The organism is Bradyrhizobium sp. WSM4872 (genome assembly GCF_055811715.1).
On sequence record NZ_JBVVPT010000001.1, the window covers coordinates 624,747 to 637,851 of the forward strand.

13 protein-coding genes are annotated in these 13,105 nt (G+C 65.0%); 12 read left to right on the plus strand and 1 reads right to left on the minus strand.

Annotated features, from left to right (window positions below; genetic code table 11):
• Positions 1-91 precede the first annotated feature (91 nt).
• The 10 genes from lptF (at position 92) to AC0L3C_RS03135 (ending at position 10,496) form a co-directional block, all read left to right on the plus strand.
• Entirely contained in the window at positions 92-1,261 is a 1,170-nt protein-coding gene (gene lptF, locus AC0L3C_RS03090; protein WP_007609351.1) for an LPS export ABC transporter permease LptF, read from the plus strand.
• Complete coding sequence (gene lptG / locus AC0L3C_RS03095; protein ID WP_027569681.1) at positions 1,258-2,355, plus strand: LPS export ABC transporter permease LptG; 1,098 nt, start codon at positions 1,258-1,260, stop codon at positions 2,353-2,355. The genes lptF and lptG overlap by 4 nt, the downstream gene beginning before the upstream one ends.
• Complete coding sequence (locus AC0L3C_RS03100; RefSeq protein WP_473257176.1) at positions 2,355-4,844, plus strand: LPS-assembly protein LptD; 2,490 nt, start codon at positions 2,355-2,357, stop codon at positions 4,842-4,844. The genes lptG and AC0L3C_RS03100 overlap by 1 nt, the downstream gene beginning before the upstream one ends.
• 69 nt (positions 4,845-4,913) lie before the next feature.
• Positions 4,914-5,840, plus strand: a complete 927-nt coding sequence (locus tag AC0L3C_RS03105; RefSeq protein WP_473257179.1) for a peptidylprolyl isomerase — start codon at positions 4,914-4,916, stop codon at positions 5,838-5,840.
• A complete protein-coding gene (pdxA, locus tag AC0L3C_RS03110) occupies positions 5,840-6,856 on the plus strand; it encodes a 4-hydroxythreonine-4-phosphate dehydrogenase PdxA (RefSeq protein ID WP_473407093.1) in 1,017 nt (338 codons plus the stop codon). The genes AC0L3C_RS03105 and pdxA overlap by 1 nt, the downstream gene beginning before the upstream one ends.
• Entirely contained in the window at positions 6,853-7,713 is an 861-nt protein-coding gene (gene rsmA / locus AC0L3C_RS03115; protein WP_473407094.1) for a 16S rRNA (adenine(1518)-N(6)/adenine(1519)-N(6))-dimethyltransferase RsmA, read from the plus strand. Before pdxA ends, rsmA begins: the two co-directional genes overlap by 4 nt.
• Positions 7,714-7,729: 16 nt before the next feature.
• On the plus strand, positions 7,730-8,788 hold the full coding sequence (locus AC0L3C_RS03120; protein ID WP_473407095.1) for an alcohol dehydrogenase: 1,059 nt from the start codon (positions 7,730-7,732) through the stop codon (positions 8,786-8,788).
• 152 nt (positions 8,789-8,940) lie between these two features.
• On the plus strand, positions 8,941-9,102 hold the full coding sequence (locus AC0L3C_RS03125) for a Flp family type IVb pilin (protein ID WP_007609340.1): 162 nt from the start codon (positions 8,941-8,943) through the stop codon (positions 9,100-9,102).
• Positions 9,103-9,175: 73 nt separating this feature from the next.
• The gene (locus AC0L3C_RS03130) at positions 9,176-9,412 is read left to right on the plus strand and encodes a hypothetical protein (protein WP_007609339.1); all 237 of its coding nucleotides are present in this window, start codon (positions 9,176-9,178) and stop codon (positions 9,410-9,412) included.
• A 367-nt stretch (positions 9,413-9,779) separates the two neighbouring features.
• Positions 9,780-10,496 carry a Crp/Fnr family transcriptional regulator gene (locus AC0L3C_RS03135; protein WP_473257187.1) on the plus strand — a complete coding sequence of 239 codons (717 nt, stop codon included), beginning with the start codon at positions 9,780-9,782 and terminating at the stop codon, positions 10,494-10,496.
• Positions 10,497-10,506: 10 nt separating this feature from the next.
• On the opposite strand, the gene AC0L3C_RS03140 is transcribed toward AC0L3C_RS03135, so the two are convergent.
• Positions 10,507-11,244, minus strand: coding sequence for a Crp/Fnr family transcriptional regulator (locus tag AC0L3C_RS03140; protein ID WP_473407096.1), 738 nt, complete (start codon positions 11,242-11,244; stop codon positions 10,507-10,509).
• A 171-nt stretch (positions 11,245-11,415) separates the two neighbouring features.
• Between AC0L3C_RS03140 and AC0L3C_RS03145 the strand changes: the two genes are divergently transcribed.
• Together AC0L3C_RS03145 and AC0L3C_RS03150 are read left to right on the plus strand one after the other, a co-directional pair.
• Complete coding sequence (locus AC0L3C_RS03145) at positions 11,416-11,655, plus strand: hypothetical protein (protein WP_473257192.1); 240 nt, start codon at positions 11,416-11,418, stop codon at positions 11,653-11,655.
• Between the two features lie 17 nt (positions 11,656-11,672).
• Complete coding sequence (locus tag AC0L3C_RS03150; RefSeq protein WP_473257194.1) at positions 11,673-12,374, plus strand: Crp/Fnr family transcriptional regulator; 702 nt, start codon at positions 11,673-11,675, stop codon at positions 12,372-12,374.
• Positions 12,375-13,105 lie beyond the last annotated feature (731 nt).

Here is a 13,105-nt window from a genome sequence, read left to right on the forward strand (position 1 = left end):
GGCCGACCTTGGGGATCCCCTTGCGGGGATTGGTTGGACAGCCGGAATTCCGGCCGGAATTGGGGACTTGGTGGGATTCGTGCGGTAGCGCATGGGGTCAATCGATAGGTATATCTTCCGCACGACGCTCGCGTCGTTTGCGCTGGTCCTGGTCAGCCTCACGGGCGTGATCTGGATTACGCAGGCGTTGCGCGGCATCGACCTGATGACGAGCCAGGGTCAGACCATCCTGACCTTCCTCGGCATCACCAGCCTCGTCGTGCCCGCGCTGGTCCTGATCATCTCGCCGATCGCGCTGATGATCGCGATCTCGCACACCCTGAACAAGCTCGCGACCGATTCCGAGATCATCGTGATGAATGCCGCCGGCTTCTCGCCGTTCCGGCTGTTCTATCCGTTCTTCTACGCCACCTGCGTGGTGGCGCTGCTGGTCGCCTTCATCGCGGCCTATCTCGCTCCCGACGGCATGCGGCGGATCAAGCAGTGGGACGCCGAAATCACCGCCGACGTGCTCACCAACATCCTGCAGCCCGGCCGCTTCGCCCAGCTCGACAAGAACCTGACGATCCGGATTCGCGAACGCCAGCCCGGCGGCATCCTCGCCGGCATCTTCATCGACGACCGCCGCGATCCGAACGAGCGGGTCTCGATCGTCGCCGAGCATGGCGAAGTCGTGAAGAACGACAACGGATCGTTCCTGGTGCTGGAGACCGGCAATCTCCAGCGCTTCGAGGCCGGCAAGCGCGATCCCGCGCTGGTGGCGTTCGGCCGCTACGGCTTCGACATGTCGAAGTTCTCGGGCCAGGGCCGCGACGTCACCCTCGGAATCCGCGAGCGTTATCTCTGGGAGCTGCTCTCGCCGTCCGAGGACGATCCCGTCTACAAGCAGATTCCCGGCCAGTTCCGCTCGGCCCTGCATGACAGCCTGCTGGCGCCGATCTATCCCTTCGCCTTTGCCGTGCTGACCTTCGCGTTTCTGGGTGCGCCTCGCACCACGCGCCAGAGCCGCAACTTCTCGATCGGCTCATCGATTCTCGCCGTGTTCGGCCTGCGCATGGCCGGCTTTGCCTGCTCGGTGATGGCGGTGAAATCGCCGGGCGCGGTGCTGGTCCAATATGCGATGGTCATTGGTGCCATCGGCATCGGGCTGGCGATCATCATTGGCGGCCTCGTGGTCGAACCGCCGCCGCGCCTCATGGAGGCCATCAACAGGTCGAACGCACGCATCGCGCGGCTGTTCGGACGGCCGGCCACCGCATGAGCATGCTCACCAACACACTCGGGCGCTATTTCGCCGGCCGTTTCGTGGTCGCGGCGCTCGGCGTGTTCGCCAGCATTTTCCTGCTGCTGGTGCTGGTCGATTACATCGAGATGGTGCGCAAGACCTCAGGGCTCGCATCCGCCTCCGCGGTCATGGTGGCCGAGACCTCGCTGTTCCGGGTGCCGCAGCTCCTGGAGAAGCTGACGCCGTTCTGCATGCTGATCGGCGCCATGACCTGCTATCTCGCCCTCTCCCGCCGGCTCGAGCTCGTGGTCGCGCGCGCCGCCGGTGTCTCCGCATGGCAATTCATCTCGCCAGCGCTCGGCAGCGCGCTCCTGATCGGCGTGATCGCCACCGTCGCCTACAATCCGATGTCGGCCAATCTGCGCGAGCTGTCCAAGCGCATGGAAGCCGAGCTGTTCGGCTCGGCGCCCGGCGGCGGAATTCAGGACGCCTCCGGCTTCTGGCTCAATCAGGTCACCAATGACGGCCAGACCATCATCAACGCGGCGCGGAGCGAACAGCAGGGCGTCCGGCTCACGGGGCTCACGCTGTTCCGGTTTGACACAGAGCAGCACTTCAAGGAACGAGTCGAGGCGCGCGAGGCGACGCTCGAGGCCGGCCGTTGGCTGTTCAAGGGCGTTCGCCGCTTCTCGCTGGATTCGCCGCCGGTCGATCAGGCCAGCCTGGAGATTCCGACGACGCTGACCGAGGCGCAGGTCCGCAACAGCTTTTCCACACCCGAGACTGTGTCCTTTTGGCAACTACCGAGCTACATCCGCTCGTCCGAAAGCTCGGGCTTCGCGACAGCCGGATACCGACTCCAGTATCAGAAGCTTCTGGCGCAGCCGTTTTTGCTTGCGGCCATGGTGATGCTCGCGGCCTCCGTGTCGTTGCGCTTCTTCCGGATGGGCGGCGTGCAGAAGATGGTTTTGAGTGGCGTGGGCGCAGGCTTTCTGCTCTACGTTCTGTCGAAAGTGACTGAAGATTTGAGCAAGGCTGAGTTGATGCATCCGATCGCTGCGGCGTGGTTGCCCGTGGTGGTGGGCGGCCTCACCGGCTTTTTGGCCTTGCTGTATCAGGAGGACGGATAGTGACGGCCGTCCACCGAGGGCCCGTGTCTCGTTTGACGCGGCGCACATTGGTGCGCGCGAACGGGTGTGGCTTGTCCGTTCGCAGGTTCCTGCTTGCTGTCGCCGCCGTGGCATCGCTCGGCGGCCTGATGGACGTCGCCGCCGTGGCGCCGGCCTCCGCCCAGAGCTTCACCTACAATCCGTTGCCGCCGCGTGCGAAGCCACCGAAGGCCGTCAACGACAACCAGATGCTGGTTCAGGCGACCGAGGTCGACTACGACTACAACAATTCGCGCGTCTCCGCGGTCGGTAACGTCCAGCTGTTCTACAACGGCACCAGCGTCGAAGCCGACAAGGTCATCTACGACCAGAAGACCAAGCGGCTCCATGCCGAAGGCAACATCCGCATGACGGATGCCGACGGCAAGATCACCTATGCGGAGATCCTGGACCTTTCCGACGACTACCGTGACGGTTTCGTCGATTCGCTGCGCGTCGACACGGCCGACCAGACCCGCATGGCGGCGAGCCGCTCCGATCGCTCCAGCGGCAACTACACGGTGTTCGAGAACGGCGTCTACACGGCCTGCGCGCCGTGCAAGGACGATCCGAAGAAGCCGCCGCTATGGCAGGTCAAGGGTGCGCGCATCATCCACGACCAGCAGGAGAAGATGCTGTATTTCGAGACAGCGCAGCTCGAGTTCTTCGGCGTGCCGATCGCTTATATGCCCTATTTCTCGACGCCCGACCCGACGGTGAAGCGCAAGACCGGCTTCCTGATGCCGGGCTTCACGTCGAACACGCCGTTCGGCTACGGCGTCGAGGTTCCGTTCTACTGGGCGATCGCGCCCGACATGGACGCGACCTTCAACCCGCGCATCACGTCCAAGCAGGGCGTGCTGTTCCAGGCCGAATTCCGCCAGCGCCTGATGGACGGCGCCTATCAGATCCGCGTCTACGGCATCGACCAGCTCGATCGGAGCGCGCTCGCCGGCCAGCCCGGCGACAAGCAGTTCCGCGGCGCCGTCGACACCAAGGGTCAGTTCGCGCTGAACGACAAATGGGTCTGGGGTTGGGACGGCGTCCTGATGTCCGACTACTATTTCTTCTCGGACTATCGATTGTCGCAATATCGCGATCCGCTGGGCTCGTTCCTGTATCTGCCGACGGATGCACTCTCGCAACTTTACCTGACCGGTGTCGGCAATCGCAGCTTCTTCGACGCGCGCACGATGTACTGGCTGAGTTACTCGGGCAACCAGAGCCAGGTGCCGGTTGTCTATCCCGTGATCGACTATTCGAACGTGCTGAACTATCCGGTGTTCGGCGGCGAGTTCAGCTACAAGACCAATTTCGTGAACCTGTCGCGTGACACCGCGGTGTTCGACCCGATCACGACGCTCGCCAACACCAATAGCCTGTGCACGACGGCGTCGGCCGATCCGCTCGCGCGCACGCCGTCGCAGTGCCTGCTGCGCGGCTTCCCGGGCACCTACACCCGCCTGACGGCCGAAGCGCAGTGGCGCAAGTCCTTCACCGATCCGTTCGGTGAAATCTGGACCCCGTTCGCCATTCTCCGGGCCGATGCGATCAACTCCTCGGTCTCCAACCAGCCGGGCGTGTCGAACTATCTTCCTGTCGGCGACACCCAGGCGTTCCGCCTGATGCCGACCGTGGGCCTCGAATACCGCTACCCCTTCATCAACGTTCAGCCCTGGGGTTCGACCACCATCGAGCCGATCGCGCAGATCATCATTCGGCCGAACGAGACCTATGCCGGCAAGCTCCCGAACGAGGACGCGCAGAGCATGGTGTTCGACGCCTCGAACCTGTTCAGCGTCGACAAGTTCTCCGGCTACGACCGCGTCGAGGGCGGCGGCCGCGCCAATGTCGGCGTGCAGTCCACCACACAGTTCGACAAGGGTGGCGCCGTCAAGGTGCTGTTCGGCCAGTCCTACCAGCTGTTCGGCATGAACTCCTTCGCGGTCCAGGACTCCATCAACACCGGCGTGGATTCCGGCCTGCAAAGGCCGCGCTCCGACTATGTGGCGAGCGCCGCCTATTCGCCCAACAGCACCTATACGTTCAGCGTTCGCTCGCGCATGGACGAGCAGACCTGGAATATCCAGCGCTTCGAGGCGGAAGGCCGCGCCAACTTCAACCGATGGTCCGTCAGCATGCTGTACGGCAATTACGCGGCGCAGCCGGAACTCGGCTATCTGACCCGCCGCGAGGGCATCCTGACGTCGGGCTCGATCAAGGTCGCGGCCAATTGGGTGGTCACGGGCTCGGCGCGCTGGGACCTGGAGGCCAACAAGATCAACCAGTATGTGCTCGGTGCCGGCTACGTCGACGATTGTTTTGTGCTCGGCTTGAACTATGTAACTGGGTATAGCTATTCCGCAGGCTCGGCGCCGCCCGTGCTGAATCATGCGATCATGTTCCAGATCGGCCTGCGCACGCTGGCGAACACAGCGACCACCAGCAGTTCCGGCGGCGGACTCCAGTGAACGGTTTGAAAGTGCCGGCCGCGTGTTCCCGATCGCAGGTTCACCGCGGCTGACATGCGAGCGACAAATATGACGATCCCATTGCCTGTCTTCCGCCTCTTCCTCGTCCTCACCGCCCTGCTCCTGGTCGGCACGCCGTCGCGTGCGCAGAACATCGTCGTGATGGTCAACGGCGATCCCATCACCGACTTCGACATCGAGCAGCGCTCCAAGCTCGACCAGCTGACGACGCAGAAGACACCGGCCCGTCAGGAGGTCATCAACGAGCTGATCGACGACCGGGTGAAGATGAAGGAAGGCAAGAAATACGGTGTCGACCCCGGCGTCTCCGACATCAACCAGTCCTACGAGGGCATGGCGCAGCGCATGCGCATCTCGCCGGACCAGCTCACCAAGTCGCTCGAGGTCAAGGGCGTCCGCCCCGAAACCCTGAAGAGCCGCATGAAGGCCGAGATGGTCTGGACCAGCCTTGTGCGCGGCCGCTTCAAGGAGAAGCTGTTGGTCGGTGAGAAGGACGTCGCGCAGGCCGTGCAGGCCCAGACCGGCGACAAGCTGCAGATCGAGGGCACCGAATACAAGATGCAGCCGATCGTGCTGATCGTGCCGCGCGGCTCGTCGCAGGCGTTCCTGGAGACGCGGCATAAGGAAGCCGAGCAATATCGCGCGCGTGTCGGAAGCTGCGAAGAAGCCAATTCGTTGTTCCGCTCGACGCCGAACGCCACCATACGCGACACCGTCACCAAGACCACCGCGGAATTGCCCGAGGCGCTGCGCAAGGTCCTCGACGACACGCCGATCGGCCACCTGACCGCGCCCGAGATGACCAAGGCCGGCATCGAGATGGTGGTGCTGTGTTCGCGCAAGCCGACCATGATCGACACGCCGAAGAAGCGCGAGGTCCGCGAGAAGATGTATCAGGAGAAGTACGAGAAGACCCAGAAGACCTATCTCGAGGAGCTCCGCAAGGCGGCGATGATCGAGTATCGCAACCGCTGATGGCCCAGCAGCCTGCCAAGCCCCTCGCCCTGACGCTGGGAGAGCCTGCCGGCATCGGCCCCGACATCACCATCGCAGCCTGGCTGAAGCGCCGCGAACTGGACCTGCCCGCCTTCTATCTGCTCGGCGATGAGGCGCTGATCGCCCGCCGCGTCAAGGCGCTCGGCGCCGACGTCACGATCGCCTCCGTGAGCGCCGGCGAGGCCGGGGCCGCCTTCCCCGAGGCTCTGCCCGTGGTTGCGACCGGCGAGCCCGCGAGCGCCGAGCCCGGCAAGCCCGACGCATCGAGCGCGCCGGCCGCCCTCGCCTCGATCCGCCAGGCGGTCACTGATGTCCGCGAGGGCCGCGCCGGCGCCGTCGTCACCAATCCGATCGCCAAGAGCGTGCTCTATCGCGCCGGCTTCCGCCATCCCGGCCATACCGAATTCCTCGCCGAGCTCGCCGCGGAGGACGGCCGCGTGCCGCAGCCGGTGATGATGCTGTGGTCGCCGCGGCTCGCCGTGGTGCCCGTGACCATCCATGTCTCCTTGCGCGATGCGCTGGCCCAGCTCACCAGCGAGCTGATCGTCTCGACCGTGCGCATCGTCGCGACCGAACTCAAATCGCGCTTCGGCTGCGCCAATCCGCGCATCGCGATTTCCGGCCTCAATCCGCATGCGGGCGAGGACGGCTCGCTCGGCCACGAGGAGCAGACCGTGATCGCGCCGGCGATCAAGACGTTGCGCAACGACGGCATCGAGGCGAAGGGACCGCTCCCCGCCGACACAATGTTTCACGAAGCCGCGCGAAACAGCTATGACTGCGCCGTCTGCATGTACCACGACCAGGCGCTGATCCCGATCAAGACGGTGGCCTTCGACGACGCGGTCAACGTCACGCTCGGCCTGCCCCTCATCCGCACCTCGCCCGACCACGGCACCGCCTTCGACATCGCCGGCACCGGCAAGGCCAATCCGGCAAGCCTGATCGCCGCGTTGAGGCTTGCGAGCCGGATGGCGGCTGCGAAAACCCGATGAGCGCGATCGACGACCTCCCGCCGCTTCGCGAGGTCATTCGCCAGCACGCTTTGTCGGCGCGCAAATCGCTCGGCCAGAACTTCCTCCTCGACCTCAATCTCACCGCGCGCATCGCGCGTGCGGCGGCTCCGCTCGAGGACTCCACCATCATCGAGATCGGCCCCGGCCCGGGCGGGCTGACGCGCGCCTTGCTCGCGCTCGGCGCCAGACGCGTCATCGCCATCGAGCACGACGAGCGCGCGATCCCTGCCTTGCAGGAAATTTCCGCGCGCTATCCCGGCCGTCTCGAAATCGTGCATGGCGACGCCATGAGCTTCGACCCGCGCCCGCTGCTATCGGGCGAAACAGCAAAGATCGTCGCGAACCTGCCCTACAATATCGCGACCCACCTCCTCGTCGGCTGGCTCACCACCGAACCCTGGCCGCCCTGGTACGACATGATGGTCCTGATGTTCCAGCGCGAGGTCGGCGAGCGCATCGTGGCGCGCGAGGACGAGGAGGCCTTCGGCCGGCTCGGCGTGCTCGCCAACTGGCGCTGCGAGACCAAGATCCTGTTCGACATCGCGCCGTCCGCCTTCGTGCCGCCGCCGAAGGTTACGTCTTCCGTTGTGCGACTGATCCCGCGCGAAAACCCTCTCGCCTGCGATCGCAAGCTGCTCGAACAGGTCGCCGCCGCCGCCTTCGGCCAGCGCCGCAAGATGCTGCGGCAAAGCCTGAAGTCGCTGGGCGCCGATCCCGCGCGGCTCGCCGCAGCTGCGGGCGTCGATGCGACGCGGCGCGCCGAGACCGTTCCGATTTCCGGCTTTGTTGCCATGGCCCGTGAATTGGCCAATATACGCAGCGAAACAGAGAGATAATTTCGGAGGAAGAAATATGGCGTTGATGCGTCGGCAGTCCCTCGTCAAGTTCGATGCGCCGCTGTGCGAGACCATCGTCGACACGCCGAAGCCGCAAGGACGCGAGGTGCTGGTGCGGATCGAGCGCTGCGGCCTCTGCCACTCCGATCTGCACATCCAGGACGGCTACGCCGATCTCGGCGGCGGCAAGAAGCTCGATACCACGCGCGGCATGACGCTGCCCTTCACGCTCGGCCACGAGATCGCAGGCGTGGTCGACGAAGTCGGCCCCGACGTGTTCGCCGGTCTCGTCGGCAGCAAGAAAGCGGTGTTTCCGTGGATCGGTTGCGGCCAGTGTCGCGACTGCGCCAATGGCGATGAGAACCTCTGCGCCAGGCAGCGCTTTCTCGGCGTCTCCATGGACGGCGGCTTCGCCACCCACGTGCTGGTGCCCGACGCGAAATATCTGCTCGACTACGATCCCCTGCCCGTCAACCAGGCCGCGACGCTGATGTGCTCCGGCGTCACCGCCTATGGCGCGCTCAAGCGCCTGGTCGACCGGCCGCGCCAGCGCAACCTCCTGCTGATCGGTCTCGGCGGCGTTGGCATGATGGGCCTCTCCTTCGCGGCGGCCATGTTCAAGCAGCCGATCACGGTCGCCGATCTCAGCGGTGCGGCGCGCGAGACCGCGCTCAAGAACGGCGCGGCGGTGGCCTACGATCCGGCCGAGCCCGACGTGATCAAGCGCATCCTCAAGGAAACTGATGGCGGCTTCGACGAGATCGTCGATTTCGCGGGCAACGAGAAGTCCATGGCTTTCGCGGTCGCTGTCGCCGCGCGCGGCGGCAAGATCGTGGTCTCCGGCCTGATGGGCGGCCAGTTCACGTTGCCGATGGTGCAATGGGTCTACAAGCGCATGACCATCGAGGGCTTCATGGTCGGCACGCTCACCGAGGCTCACGAGCTGATGGCGCTCGCCCGAGCCGGCAAGATCAAGCCGACGCCGATGCGCGAGGAGCCGATGGGCGACGTCCAGACATGGATCGACGAGCTTCGCGCCGGCAAGGTCGTCGGCCGCATCGTGCTCAAGAACTAGAATGCGCGAGCAGAACGAGGCGGCTGGCTCGGTATCTCTCCGCCGGCTGCGATTAACGCGAAATTGACGCAAGCCGGTGTTCCAAATTGGGGAACCCGCTCTGTGCGGATTATGGTCCTCGCCGGTTCTCTTTTTGGAATCCCGACAAGACCATGCAGACCATTCGCCGCTTCCTCGCCGACGAGTCCGGCGCCACAGCGATCGAGTACGGCCTGATCGCCGCAGGCATCGCGCTCGCGATCATCGCCGTCGTCAACAATCTCGGCGCGACGCTGAACAAGAAGTTCACATCGATCAGCAGCTCGCTGAAGTAACGCGGGCACGCGCGCTAATTCACGGCATTCGTCTGTCGCGCGGAACGGCAACGGCCGCGCCGCGTTGGCAGCCATGTCCATTCGCTGCACCGTCGAGAACGCATTCTTCATCGCCTGGAGCTTCCTGGAGCAGAGCGGAGAGCTCGGCTCTCCGGACGAGACGGCGAACGTCCTGCTCGACGCCATTGAGGCCCAGCTCAGGACCGGTGAACGCCGGCAACTGATGCTCGCCAACAGGGCGATCGATGCCTATCGCGCTCACGCGGAGAAAAGCCGGCCCGCGCACGATTGCGAAGCACGCTTCGGGTAATGAACTTCGGGTGATGAACATCCTGGCCGCCCTCGCGCTCGCCGGCCCGGCGGCATTTGAGATATGGGCCGGCGGTCCGTCGGGCAGAGTGCACGGGCTGCGGCGCTCCGCGACGAGGATGCTACGCCGGTCCGCGCCCCTGCTGTGTGCACTCCTGCACAGAGCTCGTAAGGTTGAAGGCCGCTCGTTTCGGCTGCGCCATTTGCCTCGCGGGCCATGCGCCTCGGCAAAACTTTCCGGAATTCCGCAAGCCGGAGGCCACTTTTTCAACGGCTGAGAAACGCCTTGTGTGCACTTTGGAACCGTCGGCTCCGTCACGGAAACGTAGGGTTCTGGCCGGTGCCGATTCCCGGCCAGAGCAAGACATGTGACCGGTCGGCCCCAGAACGATCTTCTCCAGCAGCTCAGCCACTCCGATTTCGAACTGCTCGCGCCGCATCTCCAGCCGCTCGAACTCGAGGCGGGCCACATCCTGTATCACGCCGGCGACGAGGTCGCGGCGGTGCATTTTCCCTGCCGCTCCACGCTCGTGTCGTTCGCCGTGCCGGTCGAGGACGATCGCGAGGTCGAAAGCCTGCTCGTCGGGCGCGAGGGCGCGGTGGGCATTGCCGCCGGCCGCAGCGCCTCGCTGGCCTATTCGCGCATCGTCGTGAAGCTGGGCGGCACCCTGATGCGGCTGCCGCTACGGGGGCTCGAGCAGGCCCAGCAGAGGTCGGTCACGCTCCAGCAGGTCTTCTCGCGCTACGCCGACTGCCGGCTCGCACAGCTGCTCCAGACCGCGGCCTGCAACGCCGCACATTCGATCGAGCAGCGCGCCGCCAAGTGGATCATCTCCGCGCAGGAGCATGTCGGCGGCCCCGAGGTCCCCCTCACCCACGAGCAGCTCGCCGGCATGCTCGGCGTCTCCCGCAGCTATGCCAGCCGCGTCATCCAGATGTTCAAGGCCAGACGGATCCTCGCGACACGCCGTGGCGCCATCCTGATCCTGGATGCGCCGGCGCTCGAATCGAGAGCCTGCTCCTGCAACGACTGGGTGAAGAAGCATTTTGACGAGGTGATGGGACGCACGGCCGCGGACGGTTAGCTTTAAGGTCTCACGCATGCGGCGGCGATTGGCGCTTCAAGTGCAGATAGGTCGGACTGAAGCCTCCGAGCCGCTGCAGTTCGCGCCATTTCAGGACGATCAGCTCGCCGTCGCGCATGTCCATGGTCCCGCTCCGCCTGAGGTCGGCGAGCGTCCGGTTCACCGTCGCGATCGCCATGCCCAGCGTCTCGCCGAGCTGTGCGAGGCTGAGCGGCAGGCGGCAGCGATTGCCGCGAACGAGTTGCGCGGCCCGCGCGCGATAGAACAGCTCGCAGAACAGGTGTGCCATGCGCGTGTGCATCGGCCGGGCGCTGTTGTTGGTGATGGCCTCGCGAAAGATCGCGGCATCGAGCAGGGTCTCGCGCCAGACCGAGAGCGCGAAGGTCGGCCGCCGACGGAACGCGTTGAGCAATTCGCGATGCGGGATGAAGGCCACCGAGGCGGGCCCGAGGGCGCAGAGGCCATGGTCCATCTGGTCGATGAACAAGCCCTGGGAATCCGGCAGGTCGCCGGACAAATGGAACGCGAGATATTGCCGCCGGCCGCTGTCGAGCAGATGGTAGCGCGCGATCATGCCGGAGACGACCAGCGCCGAATGCTCGGGTTCGTCACCCTGACGGATGAAATCCTCGTTCGGCGCGAACTCGCGCTGCACAAAGGTCAGCCCACGAATTTCGGCGACATCTTCCTGTGCGAGCGCGGTGTGCTCGCCCAGGTTCCGGATCAGCACGTCATGGGCTTTTTCCATGTGTACGCTCCATGCGCCCCGCCAAAAATGCTGCCGGTTCGATCAAATGATACATCGGGCCCGCATACAGCGGACTAGAACGCGAGTCGGAAGCACAGGTTGCTACCGGTCTGCGACATTGCTGGGTCGCGACTCCCCGTCCCTCGATCGCGGACTGCGCCCGCCATTCGCATGAGCCCTACGACGATCCTGAAACGCATTCGCCACCTGTTCGCATCGGATTCGGGCGAGCACCTGGACAGTATCCGCGCTGCCTTCCTGCATGGAAGGTTGAAGGAGCCGGCGCGGCCGATGTCGGATCAGGAGCTTGCGCGCGCCATCCGCGAGTTCCAGGCGGTTCCCGTGTCCGATTGGACCATCGCAAAACTCTCCCAACGCCTGCTCGAGCCGGCGATGCCGCGTGACGACTGAAACACCTCCTCCTCTCCATGCCGCACCCGAAGTTCATCGCACATCTCCAGGCGATTGAAGGCCTCTCCGAAGACGAACGCCGCCAGATCGCGGGTCTGCCGTCCACGTTGCGCCAGGTCTCCGACGGCGAGATCCTGCTGCGCCAGGGTGAAGATGCCTCTCGTTGCGTTTTCGTCGTCAGCGGCTTCCTCTACCAGGCCCGCATCGTCGGCGATCGCAGCCAGATCCTCGCCTTCCACGTTCCCGGCGACATGCCGTGCCTGCACACGCTGCTGGTCTCGCCGATGGATGCGGACCTCGTCGGTCTTGGCCCCACCATCGTCGGCTACGTCGCACACAGCCAACTCAAGCAGCTGCTCGACGGCTCCATTCACCTGACCCGTGCGTTCTGGCGCGAGACGCTGATCGATGCGGCGATCTCGCGACAATGGATTGCGCGCCTCGGCGCACAGGCGGCGCTGCCAAAGGTGGCGCATCTGATCTGCGAGCTCGCCGCAAGGCTGGAGGTCGTGGGCCTCGTCAAGAGCGGTCGTTTCCAGATGCCGATGACGCAGCGGCATGTCGCCGATGCGTGCGGACTGTCGATCGTCCACGTCAATCGCACCATCCAGGAGCTGAGAGGGCGCCGATTGATTGCTTGGGAGGGAAGCGAGATCGAGCTATTGCAACCCGACGAGCTCCGCGCGCTCGCGGATTTCACGCCGGATTATCTGACGTAAGCGGAGCGGGCAACTCGGGGGACGCGCCGGCGCTCCAACGAGCAGCCTGCGTCCGGGACACGAGATGGAAGGATAGCGCACGCTGTGTCCACGGAGTCATTGCGAGCGCAGCGAAGCAATCCAGACTGCCGCCGCAGAAAGATTCTGATTGCTTCGCTGCGCTCGCAATCACGAGGAGGCCCCGGGCTTGCCCCAAGTCCTCTCGCCGCAAGAGGCCTGCACCCGCGAGGCGTCGGGCAAAACACCTCGTCAAGCCCGCCGCAGAAAAACATTTCACTTTTCCGAATTTCGGATTTGTGGCATACACGCGCCATCCTGGCCCTGCCAAAGGGGCGTTCGCGACCGTCACGACATGCGGGCCGGGTGGCGATGGACGCGGCAGCGACGGCGCGGGCGGCGTGATGACAGGGCGGGCAACCGTGAGTCCTCACTCGACGCGTACGACACGGCGCTGGAGAGCGGGCTCGTCGATCATCGGGGGTGAGCACACGCAAGCCCTCGACGATTTTGGCGGGACCGTCCGCGGACGGAGAAGTCGTGTGGTCCTGACGCCCGGGGTCTGTGCGTCAAGCCTCGCGGTGATGTGGCGGCCCAACCGGGCGCGCGCATCAGCGATCGGCGGGGCGACGGGGGCAATAGTGCATCGCTCCCCGAGGAGCAACTGTGTTGAAGTAGCCCGGCGATCGGCCGGCCTCAAGGCTGGCGCTTGCGCGCCACCGCCTCCGGCGGCT

What these genes read in the sequence shown, in the direction of transcription:
- lptF (WP_007609351.1), top strand. Translation starts at nt 92, where the DNA reads ATGGGGTCAATCGATAGGTATATCTTCCGCACGACGCTCGCGTCGTTT.
- lptG (WP_027569681.1), top strand. Translation starts at nt 1,258, where the DNA reads ATGAGCATGCTCACCAACACACTCGGGCGCTATTTCGCCGGCCGTTTC.
- AC0L3C_RS03105 (WP_473257179.1), top strand. Translation starts at nt 4,914, where the DNA reads ATGACGATCCCATTGCCTGTCTTCCGCCTCTTCCTCGTCCTCACCGCC.
- pdxA (WP_473407093.1), top strand. Translation starts at nt 5,840, where the DNA reads ATGGCCCAGCAGCCTGCCAAGCCCCTCGCCCTGACGCTGGGAGAGCCT.
- rsmA (WP_473407094.1), top strand. Translation starts at nt 6,853, where the DNA reads ATGAGCGCGATCGACGACCTCCCGCCGCTTCGCGAGGTCATTCGCCAG.
- AC0L3C_RS03120 (WP_473407095.1), top strand. Translation starts at nt 7,730, where the DNA reads ATGGCGTTGATGCGTCGGCAGTCCCTCGTCAAGTTCGATGCGCCGCTG.
- AC0L3C_RS03125 (WP_007609340.1), top strand. Translation starts at nt 8,941, where the DNA reads ATGCAGACCATTCGCCGCTTCCTCGCCGACGAGTCCGGCGCCACAGCG.
- AC0L3C_RS03130 (WP_007609339.1), top strand. Translation starts at nt 9,176, where the DNA reads ATGTCCATTCGCTGCACCGTCGAGAACGCATTCTTCATCGCCTGGAGC.
- AC0L3C_RS03140 (WP_473407096.1), bottom strand. Translation starts at nt 11,244, where the DNA reads ATGGAAAAAGCCCATGACGTGCTGATCCGGAACCTGGGCGAGCACACC.
- AC0L3C_RS03145 (WP_473257192.1), top strand. Translation starts at nt 11,416, where the DNA reads ATGAGCCCTACGACGATCCTGAAACGCATTCGCCACCTGTTCGCATCG.
- AC0L3C_RS03150 (WP_473257194.1), top strand. Translation starts at nt 11,673, where the DNA reads ATGCCGCACCCGAAGTTCATCGCACATCTCCAGGCGATTGAAGGCCTC.